Here is a 26,991-nt window from a genome sequence, read left to right on the forward strand (position 1 = left end):
ATGTCATTTTGGCCAGAATTTTTTCTTATTGCATCCATTCATTTATTAGCCGTTGCCAGCCCGGGGCCCGATTTTGCTATTGTCTTGCGTTATGCCGTGCGTTATGGCCGTAGGGCGGCACTATTTGCCAGTTTAGGCATTGGTTTAGGTATTTTGGTACATGTTACGTATTCATTAATTGGTATTGGGGTAATAATTAAAACCACCCCTTGGTTATTTAAATTATTGTCGGTATCAGCAGCTTGTTACCTGCTATATCTGGCACAAGGTGCTTTACGAGCTACCGCGCCAGTTGCAGATGACGTTATCGCACTGCAGCAATCCGCTGCTCCCGCCAGCACTAAAGCGTTTAGTGCTGGTTTTATTACTAATGGTTTAAATCCGAAAGCTACGCTGTTTTTCCTGTCACTTTTTGCGGTAGTTATTTCTGCAGAAACGCCATTTAGCTATAAGGTTATTTATGGTTTATATATGGCATTGGCAACGGCAGCCTGGTTTATGTTTTTATCACTGGTACTGACTAATACCAAAGTGCGGGGTTTTTTGTTATTAAAAGGCTATTGGTTCGACCGTTTAATGGGCTTATTGTTGTTGGCTTTAGCGGCTCAGTTGCTTTTTAACAGTTTCAGTAATTCGGTTAACGGTTAATTAATGGCAAAGCGGGTATCTTTCAGCGCTTTGCCCGGCTGTAAACTAGCGGTATAATAGTGGCCGTTGTTAATTTGCTCTGGATTTACGGTCCAGCGTTGCAAGAGGTAAACTATGTACGTTGTTGCTGCTTTATATAAATTTGTTCATTTGCCTGATTATCATGCGCTGCGTCAGCCTCTTTATGATGTTATGGCTGAAAATGAGGTAAAAGGCACCTTGTTGCTGGCTGCTGAAGGTATTAATGGCACCATTTGTGGTAGTCGCTCTGGAATTAATGCGCTGAATGCTTGGTTTGCTGCTGATATGCGCTTTGCTGATTTAAGCTACAAAGAGTCTTTTGCCAATGAACCGGCGTTTTACCGAACTAAAGTTAAGCTTAAAAGCGAAATAGTCACTATGGGAATAGAGGGTATTAATCCGGCACATATTGTCGGCACCTATGTTAAAGGTGATGCCTGGAACGAACTGATCAATGATGCCGATACGTTGCTTATTGATACCCGAAATGACTATGAAGTGGCTATTGGAACCTTTAAAAATGCTATTAACCCTAACACCACCTCCTTTCGAGAATTTCCACAGTGGGCCGCTGAAAACTTAAATCAAAACAAGCATAAAAAAGTAGCGATGTTTTGTACCGGGGGTATTCGTTGTGAAAAATCGACTGCTTTTTTAAAAGAACAGGGATTTGCTGAGGTGTATCACTTAGAAGGCGGCATTTTAAAATATCTTGAAGAAGTACCGGCGGCCAAAAGCTTGTGGCAAGGAGAATGCTTTGTGTTCGATCAACGCGTAGCGGTTAAGCACGGTTTGGAGCAGGGTAGCTATGATCAGTGCTACGCCTGCAGGATGCCGCTGTCGGTTGTTGAAATGGCATCAGAGCATTACATCAAGGGGTTAAGTTGTCCGCATTGTTACGATAAAACCACCGATGAGCAAAAGGCCGCTTTTGCTGAACGACAAAAACAAGTTTCATTGGCCGAGGCTCGTGGCGAAAAACATATTCGGGATGGTAAACTAGATCATTAAGGTTTTAGTAGTAGTTGTTGGTAACGCTTTACGGTATTACTGACAACTGTAGCTTCACCTGATCTTTTAAATCCATAAAATCTTCATCAGCACTGGTTGTGTTGACAATATCAGAAAATAACAATTCTGCACGGCCGATACTGCCCGATAATATAAACAATTGTACAAGGCGTAACTTAGCCCAGTTTAATCTGATCTGTTCACTGTTTTGGTAAAAACCAATGTAGTCAGACAACGCAGTAATACCTTGCAGCACGTCATTATTATTTAACACCGCTAACCGGCCAACCTGATATAACGCATTGTAACGTTGCAACGGCTCAGTACTGAATTCTGCTGTTTTACTGTATAACTGCTGAGCCACCAAAAAAGCATTTTGTCGAGCCAGAATGCTGGCTTTACTTGCCAATAAATCTGGCTGGTTTGGCATACGGGTGAGATGTTTATCTAGCAGGGCAACGGCTTCACTAAACCGCTCTTCCAGTATTAATATTTGAATTTGCGCTAAGGCGCCTTGTAATGGATTGAGGCCGGCAAGCAAGGTTGCTTGCTGCTGCGCTAACATTTCACTGCCACCCGTAGCAGCAGGAGCCGACTGGTAGAAACTTATAAGCGCTTGTTGTGCCTGATAGTTATGCGGGTTAACCGTTACCGCTTGCATTATTAATTGCAGACCGTCGCTGGTGCGTTGACGGGCATTAAAAATATTACCACCCGACGCCAGTATTATCTTGTTGATACCGGCCAGATACAGTAACTCGCTGTGTTGTGGAAATTCAGACCTGAGTTGGTTTAACAACGTATTGGCTTGCTCTCGTTGGCGCAGGTTAAACATCGCTTTAACATAGAACGCAATTACGTTAGGATCTTTTTTTAGGCTGGGTTGCCGGTCAATTTCGGTTAATATCTTTTGATATTGTGCTTGCTCAAACCAACTGGTAGCCTGGTTTAACTCAACGGCTACAGCAGTAAAGTTAAGCAATAAACTAAGCAATAAACTAAGAAACGCTATCTTCATTGAAACCAGCCTTAACGCAAGATAAATACCCGCTAAGTGTGCGATATAACGTGGGGAATTACCATAGGATCACGGTATTTCAATGTGGATATCGGTAACGGGGATGCTACAACAGGGTAAAAACTCTCCTTTACGAACAAACGCTAATGGCTCGTTCAGGTAGTGAATAGTACCGCTAATCAATTTACAGCGACACGCACCGCAATAGCCTTCACGACATTGGTAGCTGACTTCTTGCTGTTGCTGTTCCAAACAGCTAAGAATAGTCAGTTGGCTGCCATCAAATAAGATAGCAGCTTGTCCGGCTATGTTGATTTCAGGCATCGCAGACTACACTACAGGTCGAAATCGCCAAAATCGGTACCACTGACTTCGTTATCAATTTGACCAACCAGATAAGAGCTAATTTCAGATTCTTGCGGCGCTACCTGTACGTTATCTGATACCAGCCAGGCATTGATCCAAGGGATCGGGTTTTGGGTAGTTGAAAAACTGGCTTTTAAGCCAATGGCTTGCATTCTACTGTTAGTAATATATTCGACGTACTGACACAAGATATCTTTATTAAGACCTATCATTGAGCCATCTTTAAATAAATAGTGTGCCCAATCTTTTTCTTGCTCAGCAGCTTTTAAGAAAATAGCATAAGCATCTGCTTCACATTCTTTAGCAATGTCAGCCATATCGGAATCATCATCACCGGCGGCCATAATATTCAGAATATGTTGGGTACCGGTGAGGTGCAGTGCTTCATCCCGGGCAATTAACTTAATAATTTTGGCGTTGCCTTCCATTAGCTCCCGCTCAGCGAAGGCAAAACTGCAGGCAAAGCTGACGTAAAAACGAATGGCTTCCAGTACATTGACTGATAGCATGCACAAATACAGCCGCTTTTTCAGCTCGCGCAAAGTAATGCTAGCCGTTTGACCATTAATTTGATGATCTCCTTCACCGCAACGCTGATATAAATTGATACCCTCAATCAGGCTATCGTAGTAGCGGGTGACATCATCGGCTCGCTCTAATATTTTCTCATTTAGCATAATGTCATCAAATACTTTATGCGGTTCTGACGTAATGTTGCGCACGATATGGGTATAGCTGCGGCTATGGATAGTTTCACTAAAAGCCCAGGTTTCAATCCAGGTTTCTAGCTCGGGTATTGATACTATCGGTAAAAAAGCGACATTAGGTGAACGGCCTTGCACAGAGTCCAATAATGTTTGATATTTTAGATTACTCAAAAAAATATGCTTTTCATGATCAGGCAAGTTTTGAAAATCAATCCGATCTTTGCTGACATCAATTTCTTCTGGTCGCCAGAAAAAACTCAGTTGTTTTTCAATCAGTTTTTCAAAAATAGGGTATTTTTGCTGATCATAACGCGACACATTGACAGCATTGCCAAAGAACATCGGTTCTTTTAGTTGATCATTGATTTTACGGTTAAAGGTTGTGTACGCCATTACTGTTGCTATCCTAACTTAAACACTTGTCTTTACTACGCTCCAGCACGCTGGAGCGATGACTTTTTCGGATTAAATTTTACAGGCGCCACCGGCACAACTGTCATCTTCCAACTCAGGCTTAATATCTTCCTGTATATCGGCTGCACCATCACGGGTGTTATGATAATACATGGTCTTAACCCCCAGTTTGTAGGCAGTTAGCAGGTCTTTTAGTAATAGCTTCATGGGTACCCGGCCACCATCAAACTTATTCGGGTCATAATTGGTATTAGCAGAAATAGTCTGATCAACAAATTTTTGCATTATCGCTACCAGGCTTATATATCCATCGTTTGATGGAATATCCCACAGGAGTTCATACTGATTTTTTAGCCGTTCATATTCAGGTACAACCTGCTTTAAAATACCGTCTTTACTGGCTTTAACACTAATGTGACCGCGCGGTGGTTCAATACCATTGGTGGCATTAGAAATTTGTGATGAGGTTTCTGACGGCATCAATGCCGACAAGGTGGAGTTGCGCAGGCCGAATTGCAAAATGTCTTTGCGTAATTGCTCCCAGTTTAACAACAACGGTTCAGCACACACTTTATCGAGATCTTTTTTGTAGCTGTCGATGGGTAAAATACCATCAGCGTAGGTTGTTTCATTAAATTTAGGGCAGGGGCCTTGCTCCTGAGCTAATTTATTAGAAGCTTTTAGCAGATAATACTGAATAGCTTCAAAAGTACGGTGGGTTAAACCGTTGGCTGATCCATCGGAATATTTAACGCCATTTTTAGCCAGGTAGTAAGCATAGTTTATAACACCCACCCCTAATGTCCGGCGGTTAATTGAAGCATGGTAGGCTGCGGGAATGGGATAATCCTGATAATCAAGTAAACTGTCTAATGCCCGCACCGCGAGTTCTGCCAGTTCTTCTAATTCGCTCAGGTCGCTAATGGCCCCCAGGTTAAACGCGGACAAAGTGCACAGGGCAATTTCACCATTAGGGTCGTTAATATGTTCCAGTGGCTTGGTTGGCAAGGCAATTTCTAAACACAGATTACTTTGCCGCACCGGTGCCAGTTTCGGATTAAACGGACTATGGGTATTGCAGTGGTCAACGTTCTGTAAATAAATGCGACCGGTGCTGGCGCGTTCTTGCATAAACAGGGTAAATAACTCTAACGCTTTTATGCGCTTCTTGCGGATACTGCTATCGGCTTCATATTGAACATATAGCTTGTCAAACTGTTCCTGATCCTGAAAGAACGCATCATATAATCCCGGGACATCTGACGGACTAAACAGGGTAATATAGTCATCTTTAATCAGTCGGGTATACATTAGCCGGTTAAACTGTACGCCATAGTCAAGATGGCGTACTCGGTTCTCTTCTACTCCCCGGTTGTTTTTCAGCACCAGCAAGGATTCTACTTCCAAATGCCATAATGGAAAAAACAGTGTCGCCGCACCACCGCGAACACCGCCTTGAGAGCAGCTTTTTACCGCAGTCTGAAAATGCTTGTAAAAAGGTATACAACCAGTGTGAAACGCTTCGCCATTGCGAATAGGGCTGCCTAAAGCGCGGATCCGGCCGGCGTTAATACCAATGCCTGCACGCTGTGACACATATTTAACAATAGCACTTGAGGTAGCGTTGATTGAGTCGAGGCTGTCACCACATTCAATTAATACGCAAGAGCTAAACTGACGGGTTGGGGTGCGTACACCAGACATAATAGGGGTAGGTAGCGATATTTTAAATAATGATGTGGCATCATAAAAACGGCGTACAAATTCTAAACGGGTGCTTTTCGGGTAATTGGCAAACAAGCAGGCTGCCACCAGAATGTATAAAAACTGCGCGCTTTCATAAATTTCGCCACTTACCCGGTTTTGTACCAGGTATTTACCTTCCAGCTGTTTTACGGCGGCGTAACTAAAGTTTAAATCCCGGCCATGGTCAATAAAACCATTAATTGTTTCCAGCTCTTGCTGGCTATAGTCGGCCAAAATATGCTGATCATAACGTTTAGCGGCTACCATCTTAAGCAGATGAGCATATAAATGAGGCGGTTCAAACTGGCCATAGGCTTTTTTACGCAGGTGAAATACCGCCAGCCGTGCAGACAAATACTGATAGTCAGGGCTCTCTTTTGAGATCAGATCGGCAGCCGCTTTAATAATAGTTTCATGAATGTCAGACGACTTAATGCCATCGTAAAACTGGATATGAGATTTAAGTTCGACCTGCGACACCGATACATTGTGTAAGCCTTCGGCAGCCCAGGTAATGACTCGATGGATTTTATCTAAATCGAGGGGTTCACGGCGTCCGTCACGTTTAGTGACAAAAAGTTTTTGCGTCATCGCTGAAGAGTTCCGTTTCAATAGTTATTATTAACTGACAGCCCGTTAGCGCACGGCCCTATACACGCACCTTATTATTGGCTGTTTGCACAACATATAGGTGTAAATTCAAAACTTATCACAAGATAGTGTGTATTAACGGTTTTTGCAAGAGCGTGGATTGTTGAAAAAAACCCGTAATTGTTAGCTGTTAGTAGCTACTAACCTGTTAGCGCCTGTCAGGGAAATAGCAAAAATGAAGCAAGCTTTATATTGGTTATAAAATTATTTGTTCTAAGCAACGACTTTTAAGTGCAACTGGCTATTTAGCAGGCGTCAGCACGCTGACTAACGCCGTCTTGGGACAGTTAGTTGTTGACTGGTTTACGAGCTACTACAAAATAATTTACGTCCAGCCCGGGACCGGTTTTAAAGGTATTATTAAACGGATTAAAATGCAGACCAGTAGCATCGACCAGTTCCAGTCCCGCTTGCTCAATATCATGCATGAGTTGCGATGGCCGGATAAACTTACTAAATTGATGGGTGCCCTTGGGTACCAGTCGCAAAATATACTCAGCGCCGACAATGGCCATTACATAGGCTTTAACGCTTTTATTAATTGTCGAAAAAAATAACAGGCCGCCTGGTTTCGCTAATTCAGCACAGGCCTGAATAACCGAGGACGGCTTTGGCACATGCTCCAGCATCTCCATGCAGGTAACAATATCAAATTGTGCCGGCTGACTGGCAGCAAAGCTTTCGGCAGTACTTTGCACATAAGTAACCGCTACGGCACTTTCCATCGCATGCAGTCGGCCAACTTGTAATGCATCTTCGGCCATATCAATACCAGTAACCACCGCGCCGCTGCGTGCCAAGCTCTCAGCTAAAATACCGCCGCCGCAGCCAACATCTACAATATTTTTACCAAATACGCCGCCGGCCATATCACTGATGTAGCCCAGTCGGGTAGGATTTAGCAAATGCAACGGTTTAAATTCACCGTCTACATCCCACCAGCGGGCAGCAATATCATTAAATTTTGCAATTTCAGCTGGATCAACATTTGTATTTTGTGTCATGGTTCAAGCCTTAATGTTTTTGCCATTATAAAGCCTTGATCTGTTTCAGCAAATAGCTGGCTGCTTTTAGCAAGCATAACAGGCATGGCAACTGGCATTTTATGTGGTAGAATCGTGCGTTGTCTCGCGCTTTATAACATCGAAAAAAGCGAGTTATCTATCTGATTTAAGGGAAATTAGCGTTATATGACAGATCTGGCCAAACAAATAATTCCAATTAATATCGAAGAGGAATTAAAAAACTCCTACCTCGATTACGCTATGAGCGTAATTGTTGGCCGGGCTTTACCCGATGTAAGAGACGGTTTAAAGCCTGTACACCGTCGTGTTCTGTTCGCTATGAAGGAACTGGGTAACGACTGGAACAAGGCATATAAAAAGTCTGCCCGGGTGGTGGGTGACGTTATTGGTAAATACCACCCGCACGGCGACAGTGCGGTATACGACACCATTGTTCGAATGGCTCAACCCTTTTCATTACGTTATATGCTGGTTGATGGTCAGGGTAACTTTGGTTCTATTGATGGCGACTCTGCGGCGGCAATGCGTTATACCGAAGTAAGAATGTCTCGTATAGCGCACGAGTTGCTGGCCGACCTGGATAAAGAAACGGTCGATTTTGTGCCTAACTATGATGGTACTGAGCAAATACCGGCGGTGTTACCGACAAAAATCCCCAATTTATTGATAAATGGCTCTTCCGGCATTGCGGTAGGTATGGCCACTAATATTCCGCCACACAACCTGAACGAAGTTATTGATGGTTGTCTAGCACTAATTGCTAACCCTGATATTGAACTGCATGAATTAATGCAATTTATACCGGGCCCGGATTTCCCCACTGCCGCGATTATTAACGGCCGAAAAGGTATTGAAGAAGCCTATCGTACCGGGCGGGGTAAAGTTTACATTCGCAGTAAAACCTTTATTGAAACGGATGAGAAAACCGGTCGCGAAACCATTATTGTTTACGAACTACCGTACCAGGTTAATAAAGCTCGTTTAATTGAAAAAATTGCCGAGCTGGTTAAAGAAAAGCGAATTGAAGGTATTTCGGCATTGCGCGATGAGTCTGACAAAGACGGTATGCGTATTGTTATTGAATTAAAGCGCGGTGAATCGTCCGATGTCATGCTTAATCAGTTGTACTCGAACACTCAGATGCAAACGGTGTTTGGTATCAACATGGTGGCCCTGGATGATGGCCAGCCCAAATTACTCAGCTTAAAGAAAATGCTCGAGTGTTTTGTGCTACACCGGCGTGAAGTGGTTACCCGTCGGACTGTTTACGATTTACGCAAAGCGCGAGATCGTGCGCACATTCTAGAAGGCCTGGCAGTGGCGCTTGCCAACATTGACGAAATAATCGAATTGGTTAAAACTTCTGCCAGCCCATCTGAAGCCAAAGCAGGTTTACTTGCCCGAGGTTGGCAATTAGGCGGTGTCAGTGCCATGCTAGAGCGCGCTGGCGAAAACGCAGCCCGGCCAGAATGGTTAGAAGCGCATTTTGGCATTCGTGATAACTTTTATTTCTTAACAGAACAACAAGCGCAAGCCATTCTGGATTTACGCTTACATAAGCTAACCGGCTTAGAGCATGAAAAAATTCTGGATGAGTACAAGCAGTTGCTCGAAGTGATTGCCGAGTTACTGCATATTCTGGCCAGCCCAGAGCGTTTAATGGAAGTTATTTGTGAAGAGCTAGAAGCGGCAAAAGCGCAGTATGGCGACGCAAGGCGCACCGATATTCAGGATAATATGCTGGATATCAACATGGAAGATTTAATTACCGAAGAAGATGTAGTCGTAACCTTGTCACATTTGGGCTATGCCAAGTATCAGCCTTTATCGGATTACGAAGCGCAGCGTCGTGGCGGTAAAGGTAAAGCAGCAACTACCGTTAAAGATGAAGATTTTGTCGATAAACTGTTGGTAGCCAGTACCCACGACACCATTTTATGTTTCTCGAATCGTGGCCGTTTATACTGGATGAAGGTATATCAATTGCCGCTAGCCAGTCGAACCGCGCGGGGCAAGCCAATCGTTAACTTGCTACCGCTGGAGCAAGGCGAGCGTATTAACGCCATTTTACCGGTGCGTGAATATGAAGAGGGCAAGTATGTCTTTATGGCCACTGCAAATGGTACCGTAAAGAAAACCGCTCTTACCGATTATTCGCGGCCGCGGGCTAACGGCATTATTGCTGTTAATCTGAATGAAGGTGACCATTTAATTGGCGTTGATATCACCGATGGCAGCAATGAAATTATGCTGTTCTCTGATGATGGTAAAGTTGTGCGTTTTACCGAAGATCAGGTACGCGGCATGGGCCGTACTGCCACTGGTGTACGTGGGATTCGGCTGCGTGAAGGTGGTTCAGTGGTGTCCTTAATTATTCCAAAAGGCGAAGGTGCTGTCTTAACGGTTACTGAAAATGGTTATGGTAAGCGCACAGCGTTAACCGAGTATCCAGCGAAGAGCCGAGCTACCCAGGGCGTGCTATCGATCAAAGTCTCTGAACGTAATGGCCTGGTTGTCGGGGCGGTACAAGTAAGCGAGTCGGATGAAATTATGATGATTTCAAACCGTGGCACTTTAGTTCGAACTAGGGTTAAAGAAGTGTCTGAAGTGGGTCGAAACACCCAAGGTGTTATTTTGATCCGTACTCAGGAGCAAGAGAAAGTGGTTGGTGTAGCAAAAGTCGATGAAATTCAAGAGCAAGACCTGCCACAGAATATTGAGGAGGGCACTGATAACATTACTGCTAGTGCAGAAAATGTTGAAAGCGCCGAGGTGTCAGGTCCTGATCTGCAAGATAGCCAGTTAGCTCAGGATAACGATACCGAGCAGTAACATTCCTACATTAAACGGGCGCAGTAGCGCTCGTTTTTTTTAACGTATTTTAAGCATAAATGTGAGTAGTAAGTGATGACCACCTTTAATTTTTGTGCCGGCCCGGCGATGTTACCCACTGCAGTAATGCAACAGGCTCAACAAGAGTTCATTAACTGGCAGCACCAAGGCTGTTCGGTAATGGAAATAAGCCACCGTAGTAAACCTTTTATCAAGGTTGCAGCAGAGGCTGAACAAGACTTACGGGATTTACTCCAGATACCTGCTAACTATAAAGTACTGTTTATGCATGGCGGTGGCCGTGGGCAATTTTCTGCAGTACCGTTAAACCTGTTTAACAATGACATAAATAGCAATAATAAAATGGCAGATTATGTGATATCCGGTGCCTGGTCAAAATCGGCAGTGGATGAAGGACAAAAATATGGACAGCTGAATGTGCAGGATATCCGGCATAAAACGCCTGAGGGGTTGCGCACGATCACTGATCCGGCCAACTGGCAATTAAGCCGTAACGCGGCCTTTATTCATTGCTGTCCGAATGAAACCATTGATGGCATAGAGTTTACCGGCCTGCCAGTTACAGATGTTCCGATTGTGGTTGATTTGTCTTCAACCATATTATCCCGCCCAATTGATATTAGTCGTTATGGCGTGATATACGCGGGTGCTCAGAAAAACATCGGGCCCTCTGGTTTAACCTTGGCTATTGTTCGTGAAGATTTATTGCCGGCGAAAAATTCCGCCATACCATCGGTACTGGATTACCGCTTAGCGGCTGAAAATGACAGTATGTATAACACGCCTCCTACTTTTGCCTGGTACCTAGCTGGTTTGGTATTTAAATGGTTAAAACAGCAGGGTGGCATAACCGAAATGGCTACGCGTAACCAAGCTAAAGCAAGTTTACTTTATGATTACATTGATAAAAGTGGTTTTTACAGTAATGATGTTGCCAAACCATATCGGTCGTGGATGAACGTACCGTTTTTTTTGGCCGACGAGCGTTTAAACGATATGTTTGTTGAGCAGGCGCAGCTGCATGGCTTGCTGGCATTAAAAGGCCATCGAATAGTAGGTGGTATGCGGGCCAGCATTTACAACGCGATGCCATTAGAGGGCGTACAGACTTTAGTGGGTTATATGCAGGAATTTGAGCGAGTGCATGGATGAAGACATTAACCATACAGCCTATTGCTAACGTGGCCGGTAAGGTGCATTTGCCAGGATCAAAAAGTATCTCAAACCGGGTGTTGTTGCTGGCGGCACTGGCAAAAGGCCGCACCGAAATTAGCAACATGCTAGACAGCGACGATGTACGCCACATGCTAAATGCGTTAACCGCTCTGGGCGTCAGTTACCAATTGTCTGCTTGTCGGACAACATGCACGATTGAAGGTGTTGGCGGTTTGTTTCGGCAGGTTACGCCTAAAACCTTGTTTTTGGGTAATGCCGGTACTGCGATGCGACCACTTACGGCAGCGTTAGCCGCGTCTGATGTTCAGGTAACACTTAACGGTGAACCGCGAATGCACGAGCGGCCTATTGGTCATCTGGTCGATGCGTTACGCCAGTGGCAAGCCAACATTGTTTATCTGGAAAAGGAAGGTTTTCCACCTTTACAGATTAATGGTAAGGCACTGGCTGGTGGTAACATTCAAATTAATGGCAGTATCTCCAGTCAGTTCCTTACCGCGGTACTTATGGTAGCACCGCTGCTTAACGGCGATAGCAACATTGATATCATCGGCGAGCTGGTGTCCAAGCCCTATATCGATATTACTCTGGCACTGATGCAACGATTTGGAGTGCAAGTGGTTAACCATGGTTATCAGCGTTTTACCATTAAAGGTCAGCAACACTATAGCTCGCCGGGTAAGTGGTTGGTAGAAGGCGATGCTTCTTCAGCTTCCTATTTTCTGGCTGCCGCAGCAATAAAAGGCGGTAGCATTACGGTAAGCGGTATTGGCAAAAATGCGGTACAAGGTGATATTTATTTTGCTGATGCATTGCAGCAAATGGGGGCTGATGTTGAGTGGGGTGACGACTACATAAAGGTTACGCGTAACGAGCTAAATGGTATTGACCGTGATTATAACGCTATACCAGACGCTGCTATGACCATTGCTACTACCGCCTTATTTGCTAAGGGGCCGACCGTTATTCGTAATGTCTACAATTGGCGGGTAAAAGAGACTGACCGCTTAGCTGCCATGGCTACTGAGCTTCGAAAAGTAGGTGCCATAGTTGAAGAAGGACACGACTATCTTAAGATAACCCCACCAGTTCAATTAACGCATGCCAGTATTGCTACTTATAACGACCATCGAATGGCGATGTGTTTTTCATTAGTGGCACTTAGTGATACCGCTGTAACAATTGAAGATCCTGATTGTACAGCAAAAACCTTTCCAGGTTATTTTAGCTTATTTCAGAGCTTACAAACGACACCCACAACCGACGGTTAAGTACTGTTTGTGCTTTTAAGCTGTATTATCAGCGGCCCTTTGTTGTAAGTAATCAGAACTTTTGTTGCGAAAAGCTGTATAATATGCCGGTTTTAAAATTTGAATTAGCAGAATGATGCTTTGAAGGAGGTAGGATGCCACAACATGCACCAGTAATTACCATTGATGGACCGGGAGGCTCAGGTAAAGGTACCTTAAGTCGATTACTGGCTCAAAAGCTAGGGTGGCAATTACTAGACAGTGGCGCCATCTACCGTGTTCTGGCATTGGCTGCAATGCATCATCAGATTTCAGCAGATGATGAGGAAGCACTGCAACCGCTGGCTGCACATCTTGATGTCCAGTTTAGCGCTGATGAGCACGGCAATACCAAAGTGACGTTGGAAGGTGAGAATGTATCGCATACCATTCGGACGGAAGACGTAGGTAGCGTTGCCTCTAAGATCGCGTCACTACCACGAGTTCGAGAAGCGTTGTTAAGGCGTCAGCGCGCTTTCGCCGAATCCCCAGGTCTGATTGCCGACGGTCGCGATATGGGTACTGTGGTGTTCCCTCAGGCAGAAGTTAAAATCTTTTTAACGGCTGATGCTGCAGAACGCGCCAACCGTAGATATTTAGAGTTGAAACAAAAGGGGCTGGATGTTAATATCGGCGAGCTTTTGAACGAAATCCAAACGCGTGATGAGCGCGATATCAGCAGAACAACGGCACCATTGAAGCCAGCTGCTGGTGCTTACATGTTGGATTCGACTAATAAACCTATTGAACAAGTGTTGGAAGAGGTACTGAATTACATCAACAGCAATTCACTGTTGAACGTAGTTTAACGATCACAACCACATTTTGGACAGCCCGTAACAAGGAATGTTGCAGGTAAACTTAGCAACCCCATAACGCATGATGCGAAGTGGAGCACTTAACTGAAAAAGTGACTATGACTGAAAATTTTGCACTATTATTTGAGGAAAGCCTCAAGACCATCGAAACCCGCCCGGGTGCCATTGTTAAAGGTACCGTTGTTGCGATTCTGAAAGACGTTGTTATGGTTGACGCCGGTCTTAAATCAGAAGCCGCTATCCCTATTGAGCAGTTTAAATCGCTTAGCGGTGAAATCGAAGTTAGCGTAGGCGACATTATTGACGTTGCTTTAGATGCTATCGAAGATGGTTTTGGTGAGACCTTATTATCTCGTGAAAAAGCTAAGCGCCATGAGGCCTGGGTTCGCCTGGAAAAAGCTTGCGAAGATAAAGAAACTGTTATTGGTGTTATCACTGGTAAAGTTAAAGGTGGTTTTACGGTTGAAGTCGACGGTATTCGTGCCTTCCTGCCAGGTTCGTTAGTAGATGTCCGTCCGGTACGTGACACTTTACACCTGGAAAACAAAGAACTTGAATTCAAAGTTATTAAGCTGGATCAAAAGCGCAACAACGTGGTGGTTTCACGTCGTGCCGTGATCGAGTCTGAAAGCAGCCAGGAACGTGATCAGCTGTTAGAAACCTTAGAAGAAGGTATGGAAGTCAAAGGTATTGTTAAGAACCTTACTGATTACGGTGCGTTCGTAGACTTAGGTGGTGTTGACGGCTTACTGCATATCACCGATATGGCTTGGAAGCGTGTTAAGCACCCAAGCGAAATCGTAAATGTTGGCGACGAAATTCCAGTAAAAGTACTGAAATTTGACCGCGAGAAACAACGTGTTTCATTAGGCTTGAAGCAAATGGGTGAAGATCCATGGGCCGCTATTGCCTCACGTTACCCTGAAGGTGCTCGCATCTCTGGTCGCGTAACCAACCTAACTGACTATGGCTGCTTCGTAGAAATCGAAGAAGGCGTTGAAGGCTTAGTTCACGTTTCAGAAATGGATTGGACTAACAAAAATATTCACCCATCTAAAGTGGTTAACTTAGGTGACGCTGTTGAAGTTATGGTACTTGAAATTGACGAAGAACGTCGTCGTATTTCATTAGGCCTTAAACAGTGTAAAGCTAATCCATGGGAAGAGTTTGCTAAAGGCTTTAACAAAAATGACCGGGTTAGCGGTAAGATCAAGTCAATCACTGACTTTGGTATCTTTATCGGCTTAGACGGCGGCATTGATGGTTTGGTTCACTTATCTGATATCAGCTGGAACGCTACTGGTGAAGAAGCGGTTCGTGAATTTAAGAAAGGCGATGAAGTGCATGCTGTGGTACTGCAAGTTGACCCAGAGCGCGAGCGTATTTCTTTAGGTATCAAACAACTGGATGAAGACCCGTTCAACGGTTACCTTGCTGACAACAAAAAAGGTGCTATTGTTAAAGGTGAAGTAACTGCCGTTGACGCTAAAGGCGCTACTGTAATGTTGGAAGGTGCTGTTGAAGGTTACATTCGCGTATCTGATATTGCGCGTGAGCGTATTGAAGACGCATCAACGGTACTGAAAGTAGGCGAAGAAGTTGAAGCTCGTTTAATGGGTGTTGATCGCAAAAATCGCGTAATCAGCCTGTCAATCAAAGCGAAATTCGACGCTGAAGAAAAAGAAGCTATGGATACCGTTAATACCAAGCAGCAGCAAGAAGCTGACTTTGGTGGTAACGCTATGGCCGAAGCATTTAAAGCTGCTCAGAAGCAGGATTAATTGCTAGCAAAGCAGGGGGCATCTAGCCCCTTGCTTTACTTTTTGGGTTTTGCAGGAGGGTCTATGACCAAGTCTGAATTGATTGAAAAATTAGCAACCGATTTCCCGCATATTCAAGTCAAGGATGTCGAAGCATCTGTTAAAGAAATACTGGAACAGATGGCCCAGTCACTGTCATCAAATGAACGAATTGAAATTCGCGGTTTTGGCAGCTTCTCGCTACATTATCGTGCTCCCCGTGTTGGTCGCAATCCTAAAACCGGTGACAAAGTTGAATTAGACGGTAAATACGTCCCACACTTTAAACCAGGAAAAGAGTTACGCGACCGGGTAAAAGATAATTCCTGATCCTGTATCAGGGCCATTGCAGTAAACGGAGTGTCTTTTGAGCAGATTACTGTATCTGATATTAATTATTGCTTTTTTAGTGATTGGTTTTATATTTGGTGCAATTAACCAACAACTTACCGACGTGCATTTTCTTATCATCAAACTTCAATTACGTATTGTAGATGTTGCCATCATTTTCTTACTTACTGGTGTAGCGTTGGGATTAGTCATTGCGGCCTGGCTAAGTATGATACGCCGTACTAAAGGTTGGTTTAACCGAACTGCTGAGAAAAACTGACATATATGTTGGAATTGCTATTTTTGTTACTACCTGTTGCTGCCGCTTACGGTTGGTTTATGGGTAGGAATAGTGTTAAACATACCGAACTGAAAGACCGCGCCAGTGTTACCCGTAATTTGTCCTCAGGACTAAATTTTTTACTTACTGATCAAGAAGATAAAGCAATAGAGCAATTGCTTGAATTGCTTGATATTGAAGCGGCTACTATTGAAACTTATTTAGCATTAGCCAATTTATTCCGGCGTAAAGGCGATTGGGACAAAGCCATTCGGATCCATGAAAAACTGCATCAGCTAAAACTTACCAAACCACAAGCACAGCAAATTCAATATGAACTGGCAAAAGACTACTTCTCAGCGGGTCTGTACGACAGAGCAGAGAGTTTGGTAACACCACTTATTAATACGCCACGTTGGCGTGAACCAGCACTTAAGCAATTATTTAGTATTTTTACTGCAAGCCACGATTGGCATAAAGCAGTAGCATTGGAAAGTGTGGTGATGCAAAGTGAATCGCGCTCACTGAAGATTGCGCTGGCCAATATGGCAGTTGAAGCGATGCAAAATGCGCCAAATTCAGAACAATTACTGCAATTGGTTAGTGTTAACCCGCTAGCAATAAGACCCCGTTATGCCTTAGCAGAACATTACTTGGCAATAGGGCAAACTGAACACGCTAAACCTGGCTTGCTTAGTATTATTAAACAAAAGCCGCAATGGAGCGCAGATGTATTGCCCTTGTTGCAGCAATGTCATTTTGACGGCGACGAGTGGTATCAATTACTTAGCCAATTGGCGAATAAACAAAATAATGTTACAGCCTGTAGTTTACTGGCCGACTGGCTAGCTGAGCATGGTTCAGCCAAAGCGGCCGAACAATTTCTATTAGACAAACTGCACCAGCAACCGAGTATCCGGTTGTTTCAAAAGTTATTACAAGTGCGCCAACACCAATCTAGTGCAGCCGCTGAGGCATTGCTATCGGTAGAAGGATTAGTACAGGCCTATCTGGCAAATAAAGTATTATACAGCTGCCGCAATTGCGGTTTTAAAACACGTCAGCAATACTGGCTATGTCCGTCATGTCAGCAATGGGAGACAGTAGAGCCGATTACCGGTATTGACGGCCGTTAATCTTCCATCCGAGTACTAAGGAATACCAATGTCTTGTCATACCCCTGTTATCGTTGCGCTTGATTATGCTTGCAAGGCTGAAGCGTTTCACGTAGTGGCACAACTCGACCCATCGTTGTGCCGCTTAAAAGTAGGTAAAGAAATGTTTACTCATTTTGGTCCGGGTTTTGTCAGCGAATTACAACAACGCCACTTTGACGTTTTTCTCGATTTAAAATTTCATGATATTCCCAACACGGTAGCAAAGGCAGTACAGGCTGCGGCTGATTTAGGGGTATGGATGGTCAATGTACATGCCAGTGGCGGTAGCAAAATGATGCGGGCCGCCTATGATGCCTTACAGCAGTTCGGTAGCAGTAGACCAAAATTGATTGCTGTAACGGTGTTGACCAGCATGGATCAGAATGACTTAACGGAGCTTGGCGTTACATTAAGCTTAGCAGAGCAAGTACAAAAACTAGCAGCACTGGCAGCAGCCAGTAAATTAGATGGTGTGGTATGCTCTGCTCAGGAAGCGGTTGCTTTAAAACAGCAATTTGGGACAAGTTTTCAACTTATTACACCAGGCATTCGGCCGGCCAGTAGCCATGTTGATGATCAAAAAAGGATTATGACGCCAACGGCGGCAATGGCTGCCGGAGTTGATTACTTAGTCATTGGCCGGCCCATTACTCAGGCCGTATCGCCATTAATTGCTTTGCAGGACATCGTAACTGAAATCAACATGCATAAAGTAATGTAGTGTTTAGCCATTAACCATTAATAAAAGGAGGTTTTTTTGGATGCTATAAACCTCACTATTTTAGTTGCTGGACTATTATTTTTCGTCAGCATTATTGCGACATTAATTTCGGCGCGCTTAGGTGCGCCCATGCTACTTATTTTTCTTATTATTGGTATGCTTGCCGGTGAAGATGGTATTGCTGGTATTCAATTTGATAATCCGCAAACCGCATTTTTAATCGGCTCAATTGCGTTGGTTATTATTTTATTTGATGGTGGTATGCGTACTCATCCGGAGCGCTTTCGGGTGGCTTTGGCGCCGGCGTCAATGTTAGCCACCCTTGGTGTTGTCATTACCTGCGGAGTAGTGGGGGTGTCAGCTGCTTATATGCTTGATTTATCTATTATGGAAGGGTTGTTATTAGGGGCAATTTTAAGTTCTACTGATGCAGCCGCAGTCTTTTCAATATTTCAGTCACAACGACTCAGAATTAAACAACGGGTTGCCTCTACCCTGGAAATTGAGTCAGGCAGTAATGATCCGATGGCTGTTATGCTCACCCTGACATTGGTTAGTGTACTAGCACAAGACGCCAAACTAGATTGGTTAGTATTATTGTCTTTTTTACAACAGGCGGTAGTCGGTGCAGCCATGGGGTATGGGGCAGGGCGGGTATTCGTGTTTTTATGCCGCAAGTTACCGTTAAGCTTTGCGTTTTTCCCATTATTAGCCGTTGCCAGTAGCATCTTTATCTACGCTATAACGAACAGCTTTGGCGGTAGTGGTTTCTTGGCCGTATATCTAATGGGGTATCTGGTGGGTAACGCCAGATTACCGCAAATTATTCATATTCTCAGAATGCACGATGGCTTAGCCTGGATCAGCCAAATCAGTATGTTCTTAATGCTCGGGCTGTTGGTTGTTCCCAGCAATTTAAAAGAACATTTAATTGATGCGCTGATCCTGGCGGGTATTCTTATTTTTATCGCTAGACCCTTGGCCGTTTTAATCAGTCTAGTTCCATTTCGATTTCCGGTTAAGGATCAGATTTTTATCAGTTGGGTTGGTTTGCGCGGCGCGGTTCCTATTATTCTTGCGTTATTTCCCTGGCTGGCCGGTGTACCAAACGAGCATTTATATTTCGATGTGGCTTTTGTGGTGGTGATTGTGTCGCTGGTGTTACAGGGCTGGACGTTGGTACCGGTAGCTCGCTGGCTGAAGCTTGAGGTACCGGGTGAATTAGCACCTGATCAAGCTATGCCGCTTGATGCTATTCCCAGTAAAGATGTAATGGAAGTGCTGGCTTTTAGTGTTACGGATCAATCGCCTATTCGCGGCATTTGCTGGCATGATTTAAAATTTTCAGTGCCAATACAGTTTCTTGGGATTATTCGTGACGGGGAATGGCAACTACCCTTTACTGAGCCGGTGTTTAATAGTCTCGATACGCTAATGGTGTTGGCTAAGCTAAAGGATGTGAAAAAAATCAGTAATATCCTGGCCAGTGAAGCAGAAATATCTGGTTTAAGTAACAGTAATTTCTTCGGTGATTTTATGCTAAATGGCGAGGTTAGTCTGGCCGATTTAGATGCTTTTTATACCATAAATATGGAAAACCAACAAAAACTCCAAAGCCTTTCATCTTACATTAGCGAACGATTTCATCGACGAGTGGTTATTGGCGACCAGGTTAGCCTGGATAAGTTGGTGCTGACAGTTCGAGAGCTTAATGAGCAAGGAATTATTACACAAGTTGGTATAAAAGCGTTGGAGCCATAATCGATATAACTATGTTATATCGATTGCAACGTTGTTAATTGAATCGAGTACAACACAATGCTATAAGGTCCGGCATTTTTATCTGCCAGCATCACACTGATATGACTAATATCAGCGAAATTCAAAGGTGGCACATTACTTACTCTGCGGCCCCGAAACTGAGCAACAAATGCAGTTGGTTGAAAAAGATAGTGGCTAAGTGCTTCACTGCTGCTAAATTCTGCAACATAAGCGACACCACGAGGTATATAGGGGGTTTTAAGTCGTAGCTGATAAGCCCTGCCATCAGATGCAACGTTAAGTTGCAAACCATTAAAAGCCCGGTCAGGTACCGGCTGCGCTAGTGTAAACTCAGCTGAAGCAAAACCGCCATTATTAGCCAATGACAAGTTACCAAAAAACTGCAAACCAGCAGGTTCGGTCACGGCCCTAATCATACCGTCTGAACGGCCACCCATAACGGTATCATGTATAAGTTGTACCTGACTAAAATGGCTAGCGTTATTAAATTCTAACAGCATCGATCCTGGCATAACGTTAAATGCTCGTGTTGGTAGCGTCACCGCTTCGCCTTTAGAACAGGCAACCGCTAAAAACGCGATAAAAGTTAGTAATAAGCCGCGCATGGTAGCCTCCGGCAGCAGATTTTGCTGGTAAGTTTTTAAATGATACTCAGCTAAAATACGCAACAAAAAAGCATTCAGATTGCTCTCAATACAAAACCACAACAGCGCATATCTCGTTTAAGCTTAAAAGCCTGAGCAAGAAATGCTATGAGTAAAGCAGATATCTGCCAATTGTGTGCCAGACCGTGTCAGTTAACATTTCATCATCTTATTCCACGAAAAATGCACCGACGGCCGTATTTTAAAAAGCATTACCAGAGAAGCCAGCTACAAGAAGGTGTCATGTTATGTAAGCTTTGCCATAAAGCCATACACATTTTTTATGATGAAATGACTTTAGCTAAACATTTAAATACATTACTGCTTTTGCAACAGGATAACCGAGTGCAAATACATGTCGTTTGGGTAAAAAAACAAAAAGCTTAAAACATGCTCTTTGTGTTGTCCGTTTTCTTTACATTAATTCAAATTTATAAAAATGAATTACCATTTATTTTATCTAAAATATTGTTTTTAAAGGAATAAAATATATCGGCCTAATTTTTGCACTATAAATCGCGAGATTCTATGGTGAACCGAAAGGTTTTTATAATATAAGGAAGTTATTATGAAGTTTACAAAAAAAATATTAGGCGCTACAGTTTTTGCACTAGCAAGTTTATCAGCGCATGCAGCCCCAATTAATGTTGGTGGTGTTACCTGGGATCCGGCTTGGGTTGATGGTGGTGAGCAAGATTTTGCAATGAAATATGATTTTACGCAGTGGTTTTCAACTACCTCTGCTGGCAATAATAACGTTGCTAACATGCAAACGTCTTACACTACTGCAATTGGCATCAATACCTTGTTAAGTACACTTAATGGTTCGAATACTGCTACTGGATATTTTTTATCTGGTGTAGGCGAAACTTATTATATTAACGGCAGTACTTCGTTTTGTACTGGCTGTGAATTAACACTTGCCTTTGGTGGTTTAGGCTTAAATAACAACAATACCTTTGATATAACCAATGCCTGGATTAATTTGTATGTTGATTTTACAGCAGATTATACATCTCCGACCTCAAATGTTGGTGAAGTTGCAAGTGCAATGGATGGTAATTTGTGGCTTTCTGCCTCCGTACTTTCATTTGGATTGACAAGTGGTACTGTTCAAAATGCTTTGGCAAGTGCCCAGTTCCAAGTAACTGGCGGCTTGGCAGCAAATAACTTTTTAAATTCACCCAAAGCTGGTTTTGCCAATCAATCAGGTAGTGCATTTTTTAATACAAGTATTAATGCCAAGTTTTCATCCTTAGGCAATGGCCAGGTTGTCTCTGAAACCATTCCTGAACCAGCTAGTTTAGCTATATTTGGTTTAGGTTTAATTGGCTTGGCTGGCATGGCTCGTCGTAAAACAAAAAAAAGTTAGGTTAAAACTTGGCTGTAACAAAATTATCACCTATGGATGATGCTTTTAGCTTAAAAACCGCCTTTGGCGGTTTTTTGTTTTGTTAATCTATAAAAAAGGAGCATTTTTTTGGGTATAGCTCAATGAATAAACAAACAACTGCAGTGTGTTTTGGAAGTTAATTCCCCATTTTAAATAAGTCATACCTAGCCGCTAATGTATATTATGTTAAATAGCGTTTAAGCTGAGTATTTTAAAATCTATTTATGATGATACAACTCCAATGGCAGATCCTTATAATCGGATCCAAAACTAATATATGTTTGGCCAAAATTAATGGAATTCCTGTTTGATTATGCTGCCGTACACAGGATTGAAATAGATTTCAACTCGCTCTTTGCACCAATTAATACCCTCAATCAGCTAAAACCGAATGCGTTTAAACCCATAAAATAGGGAGCGAAGCTAATCTAAAAATAATTAGCTTCGACCGCTTTAGCCTTTTTCGACCCCTTTTTCGGAAACGGAAATGTTAAAAATAGTGCGAATTTAAGGTCAAATGTGTGACTACTCCGGCAGCGTATCCCAGTAAAATCACCGGCGTCCATTTTAAATGGCCAGCAAAGGTATAATATCCGCGAGCTTGTCCCATTAACGCTACGCCCGCTGCAGATCCAATTGAGAGTAAACTGCCTCCAATTCCTGCGGTAAGCGTTATAAGCAACCACTGCCCGTGCGACATTTCAGGCATCATGGTCAGCACGGCAAACATGACCGGAATATTATCAATTACGGCAGAGATGAGGCCAAGTGTGATGTTAGCCCCGGTCGCGTTCCAGTCGTTATAGAGGACATCGGACATAATAGACAAATACCCCAAAAACCCGAGCCCACCTACACACATAACCACACCGTAAAAAAACAAAAGCGTGTCCCACTCTGCGCGCGCTACTCGACTAAATACGTCAAAAGGAACAACAGAGCCTAAACGGCTAAGCCGTTGTGTATCACCGCTTTGTTCAGCTAGTGCGCGTTTGCGAGCCAGCGATCCTGGTAAGGTCATACGCAAGAAATACCCAAAAAACTGTAGGTATCCTAAGCCCATCATCATGCCTAAAACAGGAGGCAAATGTAGTGTTATTTTTAACACCACGGCGGTTGCAATTGTAAATAAAAATAGCGCTAAAATCCTAAACGCACCTCGCTTCAACTCAATTTCTTCAATAACATTTTGAGGTTTTTTGTTTTCAATAAAAAGTGACATAATAGCGGCAGGCACAAGGTAACTGACTAAAGCAGGAAAAAACAAAACCAAAAACTCAAAAAACTCAATCACATTAGCCTGCCAGACCATTAATGTAGTAATGTCACCAAATGGACTGAACGCGCCGCCAGCGTTTGCCGCCACAACGATGTTGATACAACTCATACCGATAAATTCTTTATCGCCATCGGCAACCTTCATCACTACTGCACATAGCAGCAAAGCGGTGGTAAGGTTGTCTGCAACGGGTGATATGAAAAAAGCAAGAAACCCCGTTATCCAAAACAGCTGTTTGTAACTAAATCCTTTCTTAACCAGCCATACGCGCAAGCCATCGAAAAGACGTCGTTCTTCAAGCGCATTAATGTAAGTCATTGCGACAAGCAAAAATAGCATTAGCTCTGCGAACTCCAAAAGCGTGTGCCTAAAAGCTTCAGCGCTTAATTCAGGCATGTCCGCAGCTGTATATTGCCATGCTATTAAAATCCATATTAGGCCTGCTGCCACTAACACAGGTTTGGACTTTCTCAGATGAATTTTTTCTTCCAATATCACTAAAGTGTAGGCTAATACAAATATTACCAAACAAGCTAAGCTTGCTGTCGTTGCAGTAAGATCAAGGACTCCCGTGGCAGCATATGACGAGGGGCTTAGCAAAATCAGTATTAAAAAAAATATAACGGGGAAATGACGTTTTATGTTCATTTGGAATATTCCAAGTGCCAACCATGAGAAAGTGAGCGCGTAAATTTGAGGATAAAGCATAAAGAATGCTCAGAAGCTTTTCAATAACAACTTTAGTCTCATCTCAATATAACCATTTGCAGCTTTTTGCCAGGGTGCCATACCACCAATACAATACTTTACGGCACTACCCTCGCCGCTTAATTACTGGTTAGGTTTAAAGGCCAGTATGCTTAATTAAACGCCAGCGATGCTGGCGGTGGATAGTTTTCATTCATCGGAACAAGGTTGTAATAGTTGGGCTAAGCAGCTGGCGAAAACAATTAAAGCTGTTGTTACTGATTAACCCAAACTTATATTTTTAATGTACTCTATTAGTATTTACCTGACTACAGGCCTTTTATGCTAGATTTACCGTATTCTCAAGCCTGTGAAAACAATAAAGCGCCTATTTTGGCATTGCTTAAGCAGGCATTTGCTAATCGCAGCAAGGTATTGGAAATTGGCAGTGGTACCGGCCAGCATGCGTTACATTTTGCTGAAAACTTACCCCATTTATACTGGCAGGCGTCTGATCAACCACTGTATTTAGTTCCACTAGCTGAACGAATTCGCCGGGCAGCGTTACCTAATCTACCAATGCCGTTAATATTAGATATTGGTAATAATGCGGCACCGGCTGAGCCATTTGATGGAATATTCACCGCTAATACCTTGCATATTATGCCCTGGCCTTTGGTAAAGCAGTTTTTCAACCGTCTGAGTGAATTCACTCAAACCAATGCTACCCTATGCATTTACGGACCTTTTAATTATAACGGTCAGTTCAGCAGTGCCAGTAATCAGGTATTTAATGCCAGCTTAAAAAGCCGTGATACTGCTACGGGCATTCGCGATATTGAACAGGTACAAGCGCTGGCTCTGCAGCAAGGGTTTAGTTTGCTGCAGGATTACGCTATGCCGGCCAATAATCGACTTTTATGGTTTACGAGTAATCGGTAGAATGATCGCCTGCCATGACTTAACTTAATATCTCGTTCACAGGTAAGTATATGTCAGTCCGTAACGCATTCTCCTCAGTAAGTTCAGGGTCATCAAGATAGTGCAATAAGCAAGGTTTATCAGCCGGCAGCTGTTGGTCATCCAGAAGTGTGACCAAGTACAGATCATCAATAATTTTAGCTAAATCCTGATATGACCCTTGATGTCGCACTACTGCATAGCGTTGCTCGGGGTTAGGCTGTACTATAAAAGGTTCTGGCAAGGTATCAGGAATTTTCCTCAACAACACGCCACAATCAAAACGCGACTGCTCTTTTTCCCCAGACTCTATATCACCATATGCTAAGCCCAAGATAGCCGCCACATTCTCGGGGCCACCAGCCAATTCAAACAGCTGTGCGTACAGTTCGTTCAGGTTGGGATAACGATTGTCAGTAGAGACAGCCACCATTTGAAACGGTGCTAGTGATGTTAATCTAACCTCAAATGGCGAAGCCTGCGGGTTTTCTGGGTTTAACGGAGCATTCAATTTAAGCAATATACTAGATAGCTGCTCAGGATCTGCTCGCAAATTACTAGCTGTAGTGCCAAGTTCTCGTTTGATCACTTTGGCAAACGCTTGTGAGGAGCTGAAACCAGCTTGTAATGCAATATCAGTGATCGTTACCGAATTATCTTTTAATGCGTTTGCTGCTTTAAGCATTTGTAATCTAGTAATAGTTTGTTGGCATGTCTCCCCAAGTAGTAACCGGTAAATCCTATGGAAATGAAAACGCGAAATCGATGCTGTATCCGCTAACTCACACAAAGTGGGTGGCGTTTGTTCTGACTGCAGTCTTTGTTCAATAAGTACAATAGCTTTGTTTAATTGACGCAGTATATGTTGGTTTGATCTCATAATTATTTCTCAGCTTTGGTTTTACTCCTATAAGATTACCTGAGAATTTACTGTTAAGCGTGTCCATAATTGCTCAAAATGTATCTAAGATTTGTTAAGTTACCTTGCCCTTAATTGCATACTGCGGTTTTAAATACTCCTCGGTGCGAACAATATCTGCCAATATTTCAACAGCAGTCCACATATCGATATAACGTAAATAAAGCGGTGTAAACCCCAGGCGAAGAATATTCGGCGCCCGAAAATCAGTTATTACCCCCTGCTTGATTAGCGCCTGACACAGCGCATACGCATCGGGATGCTGATAAGCCAGTTGGCTGCCCCGCTCTACCGGGTTTGCTGGTGTAAGCAATTGTAGCACTTGCAGGCAGTCATGTTGTCGCAGCAGTTGGTGAAAACAGCTACTTAAAGCCAGTGATTTCTGCCGGAGTTGTAACATGTTAACGTCGAAAAAAACGTCTAATGCTGCATCTAATACGCTCATAGATATAATGGGCGGTGTGCCAGTAAGAAACTGCTCAATGCCAGGGGCACTTTGGTATTTATTATCAAAGCTAAAGGGCGTTTTATGCCCCATCCAACCGCATAATGGCTGACTAATAGTGGCATGATGGCGCTGTGCAGCATATAAAAAAGCCGGTGCTCCCGGGCCGCCATTAAGATACTTGTAACCACAACCCACCGCAAAATCAACCTTGCAGGCATCAAGCTCCACTTCGATGGCACCGGCGCTATGCGCTAAATCCCAAATTACTACGATCCCTTTAGCATGAGCTAACGCAGTGAGTCGCTGCATATCGAGAACCCTGCCACTACGAAAATCAACCTGAGTAAGCATTAATACTGCAATATCAGTTGATAACTCGTCGATAAGTGCATGTTCGTCAGTTGCTAATACCAGTTGGCAATGTTCTTCGCCCAGCAAGCTGGCCAAACCTTGCACCATATATAAATCGGTTGGGAAGTTGCCCGCCTGTGACAGTATTTTCATTCGACCTTGTTGCATTAACATGGCGCCACTAAGCACTTTAAATAAATTGACAGAAGTTGAATCGCAACATATCACCTGGCCGGCTGCAGCGCCGATTAAACGGGCTATTTTTTCACCCACTATGACCGGTAAATCTATCCAGTTATGGCTGTTCCAACTTTTAATTAAATCCAGTGACCATTGTTGTTGCAACACATTGCTGGCGCGTTCAATAGCAACTTCAGGCATAGCGCCGAGCGAATTGCCGTCCAGATAAATAGTATCTGCAGGCAATCTAAACGCGTCTCGCTTGGCGGCTAACGAGTCTAGTTTGTCTTGTTGAACAATATCATGGTAATTCACTGG

Annotated in this window: 23 protein-coding genes; 14 read left to right on the forward strand and 9 right to left on the reverse strand. The window is 43.5% G+C overall.

The features are described 5' to 3' along the window. Together VT06_RS00345 and VT06_RS00350 are read left to right on the forward strand one after the other, a co-directional pair. Positions 1-648, forward strand: coding sequence for a LysE family translocator (locus VT06_RS00345; protein WP_046552279.1), 648 nt, complete (start codon positions 1-3; stop codon positions 646-648). Positions 649-762: 114 nt separating this feature from the next. Then, entirely contained in the window at positions 763-1,680 is a 918-nt protein-coding gene (locus VT06_RS00350) for a rhodanese-related sulfurtransferase (protein ID WP_046552280.1), read from the forward strand. Positions 1,681-1,708: 28 nt separating this feature from the next. On the opposite strand, the gene VT06_RS00355 is transcribed toward VT06_RS00350, so the two are convergent. From VT06_RS00355 to ubiG, 5 genes are all read right to left on the reverse strand, one after another. Continuing rightward, the gene (locus VT06_RS00355) at positions 1,709-2,698 is read right to left on the reverse strand and encodes a hypothetical protein (RefSeq protein WP_052750115.1); all 990 of its coding nucleotides are present in this window, start codon (positions 2,696-2,698) and stop codon (positions 1,709-1,711) included. A 69-nt stretch (positions 2,699-2,767) separates the two neighbouring features. Then, positions 2,768-3,022 (reverse strand): class I ribonucleotide reductase maintenance protein YfaE, encoded by a 255-nt coding sequence (gene yfaE / locus VT06_RS00360; protein ID WP_046552281.1) that lies wholly within the window; start codon positions 3,020-3,022, stop codon positions 2,768-2,770. 11 nt (positions 3,023-3,033) lie between these two features. Continuing rightward, positions 3,034-4,164, reverse strand: a complete 1,131-nt coding sequence (nrdB, locus tag VT06_RS00365; protein ID WP_046552282.1) for a class Ia ribonucleoside-diphosphate reductase subunit beta — start codon at positions 4,162-4,164, stop codon at positions 3,034-3,036. Between the two features lie 72 nt (positions 4,165-4,236). Continuing rightward, the gene (gene nrdA, locus VT06_RS00370) at positions 4,237-6,522 is read right to left on the reverse strand and encodes a class 1a ribonucleoside-diphosphate reductase subunit alpha (RefSeq protein ID WP_046552283.1); all 2,286 of its coding nucleotides are present in this window, start codon (positions 6,520-6,522) and stop codon (positions 4,237-4,239) included. A gap of 347 nt (positions 6,523-6,869) precedes the next feature. After that, positions 6,870-7,586 (reverse strand): bifunctional 2-polyprenyl-6-hydroxyphenol methylase/3-demethylubiquinol 3-O-methyltransferase UbiG, encoded by a 717-nt coding sequence (ubiG, locus tag VT06_RS00375; protein ID WP_046552284.1) that lies wholly within the window; start codon positions 7,584-7,586, stop codon positions 6,870-6,872. Between the two features lie 186 nt (positions 7,587-7,772). Between ubiG and gyrA the strand changes: the two genes are divergently transcribed. The 10 genes from gyrA (at position 7,773) to VT06_RS00425 (ending at position 19,791) form a co-directional block, all read left to right on the forward strand. Next, positions 7,773-10,439, forward strand: coding sequence for a DNA gyrase subunit A (gene gyrA / locus VT06_RS00380; RefSeq protein WP_046552285.1), 2,667 nt, complete (start codon positions 7,773-7,775; stop codon positions 10,437-10,439). 72 nt (positions 10,440-10,511) lie between these two features. Then, positions 10,512-11,612, forward strand: a complete 1,101-nt coding sequence (serC, locus tag VT06_RS00385; RefSeq protein ID WP_369796871.1) for a 3-phosphoserine/phosphohydroxythreonine transaminase — start codon at positions 10,512-10,514, stop codon at positions 11,610-11,612. Next, on the forward strand, positions 11,609-12,907 hold the full coding sequence (gene aroA, locus VT06_RS00390; RefSeq protein ID WP_046552287.1) for a 3-phosphoshikimate 1-carboxyvinyltransferase: 1,299 nt from the start codon (positions 11,609-11,611) through the stop codon (positions 12,905-12,907). Before serC ends, aroA begins: the two co-directional genes overlap by 4 nt. 134 nt (positions 12,908-13,041) lie before the next feature. Further along, positions 13,042-13,734, forward strand: coding sequence for a (d)CMP kinase (gene cmk, locus VT06_RS00395; protein ID WP_046552288.1), 693 nt, complete (start codon positions 13,042-13,044; stop codon positions 13,732-13,734). 107 nt (positions 13,735-13,841) lie between these two features. Next, positions 13,842-15,524, forward strand: a complete 1,683-nt coding sequence (rpsA, locus tag VT06_RS00400; RefSeq protein ID WP_046552471.1) for a 30S ribosomal protein S1 — start codon at positions 13,842-13,844, stop codon at positions 15,522-15,524. 42 nt (positions 15,525-15,566) lie between these two features. Then, the gene (ihfB, locus tag VT06_RS00405) at positions 15,567-15,872 is read left to right on the forward strand and encodes an integration host factor subunit beta (protein WP_161795030.1); all 306 of its coding nucleotides are present in this window, start codon (positions 15,567-15,569) and stop codon (positions 15,870-15,872) included. Positions 15,873-15,909: 37 nt separating this feature from the next. After that, positions 15,910-16,152: a DUF1049 domain-containing protein gene (locus tag VT06_RS00410; protein WP_046552290.1), complete on the forward strand. Its 243-nt coding sequence runs from the start codon at positions 15,910-15,912 to the stop codon at positions 16,150-16,152. A gap of 59 nt (positions 16,153-16,211) precedes the next feature. Continuing rightward, positions 16,212-17,288 carry an N-acetylglucosaminyl transferase gene (locus VT06_RS00415; RefSeq protein ID WP_235357306.1) on the forward strand — a complete coding sequence of 359 codons (1,077 nt, stop codon included), beginning with the start codon at positions 16,212-16,214 and terminating at the stop codon, positions 17,286-17,288. A 28-nt stretch (positions 17,289-17,316) separates the two neighbouring features. Beyond that, positions 17,317-18,030 carry an orotidine-5'-phosphate decarboxylase gene (pyrF, locus tag VT06_RS00420; protein ID WP_046552292.1) on the forward strand — a complete coding sequence of 238 codons (714 nt, stop codon included), beginning with the start codon at positions 17,317-17,319 and terminating at the stop codon, positions 18,028-18,030. Positions 18,031-18,066: 36 nt separating this feature from the next. Then, positions 18,067-19,791 (forward strand): potassium/proton antiporter, encoded by a 1,725-nt coding sequence (locus tag VT06_RS00425; RefSeq protein ID WP_046552293.1) that lies wholly within the window; start codon positions 18,067-18,069, stop codon positions 19,789-19,791. Positions 19,792-19,805: 14 nt separating this feature from the next. Here VT06_RS00425 and VT06_RS00430 read toward each other — a convergent pair whose 3' ends face one another. Beyond that, entirely contained in the window at positions 19,806-20,417 is a 612-nt protein-coding gene (locus tag VT06_RS00430) for a CIA30 family protein (protein ID WP_152658953.1), read from the reverse strand. 607 nt (positions 20,418-21,024) lie between these two features. On the opposite strand from VT06_RS00430, the gene VT06_RS00440 reads away from it, so the two are divergent. Further along, positions 21,025-21,828, forward strand: coding sequence for a PEP-CTERM sorting domain-containing protein (locus tag VT06_RS00440; RefSeq protein WP_046552295.1), 804 nt, complete (start codon positions 21,025-21,027; stop codon positions 21,826-21,828). Between the two features lie 511 nt (positions 21,829-22,339). On the opposite strand, the gene nhaD is transcribed toward VT06_RS00440, so the two are convergent. Beyond that, positions 22,340-23,776: a sodium:proton antiporter NhaD gene (gene nhaD, locus VT06_RS00445; protein ID WP_200897870.1), complete on the reverse strand. Its 1,437-nt coding sequence runs from the start codon at positions 23,774-23,776 to the stop codon at positions 22,340-22,342. Between the two features lie 381 nt (positions 23,777-24,157). Here nhaD and VT06_RS00450 point away from each other — a divergent pair, with 381 nt between their 5' ends. Continuing rightward, positions 24,158-24,757 (forward strand): DUF938 domain-containing protein, encoded by a 600-nt coding sequence (locus VT06_RS00450; protein ID WP_046552296.1) that lies wholly within the window; start codon positions 24,158-24,160, stop codon positions 24,755-24,757. Between the two features lie 19 nt (positions 24,758-24,776). Here the strand turns inward: VT06_RS00450 and VT06_RS00455 are convergent, their stop codons facing one another. Together VT06_RS00455 and kynU are read right to left on the reverse strand one after the other, a co-directional pair. Further along, entirely contained in the window at positions 24,777-25,655 is an 879-nt protein-coding gene (locus VT06_RS00455; protein ID WP_046552297.1) for a GyrI-like domain-containing protein, read from the reverse strand. Between the two features lie 94 nt (positions 25,656-25,749). Beyond that, entirely contained in the window at positions 25,750-26,988 is a 1,239-nt protein-coding gene (gene kynU, locus VT06_RS00460; RefSeq protein ID WP_046552298.1) for a kynureninase, read from the reverse strand. Between the last annotated feature and the right edge of the window lie 3 nt (positions 26,989-26,991).

The sequence above is a fragment of the Arsukibacterium sp. MJ3 genome (assembly GCF_000987765.1).
Taxonomy (GTDB): Bacteria; Pseudomonadota; Gammaproteobacteria; order Enterobacterales; family Alteromonadaceae; genus Alishewanella.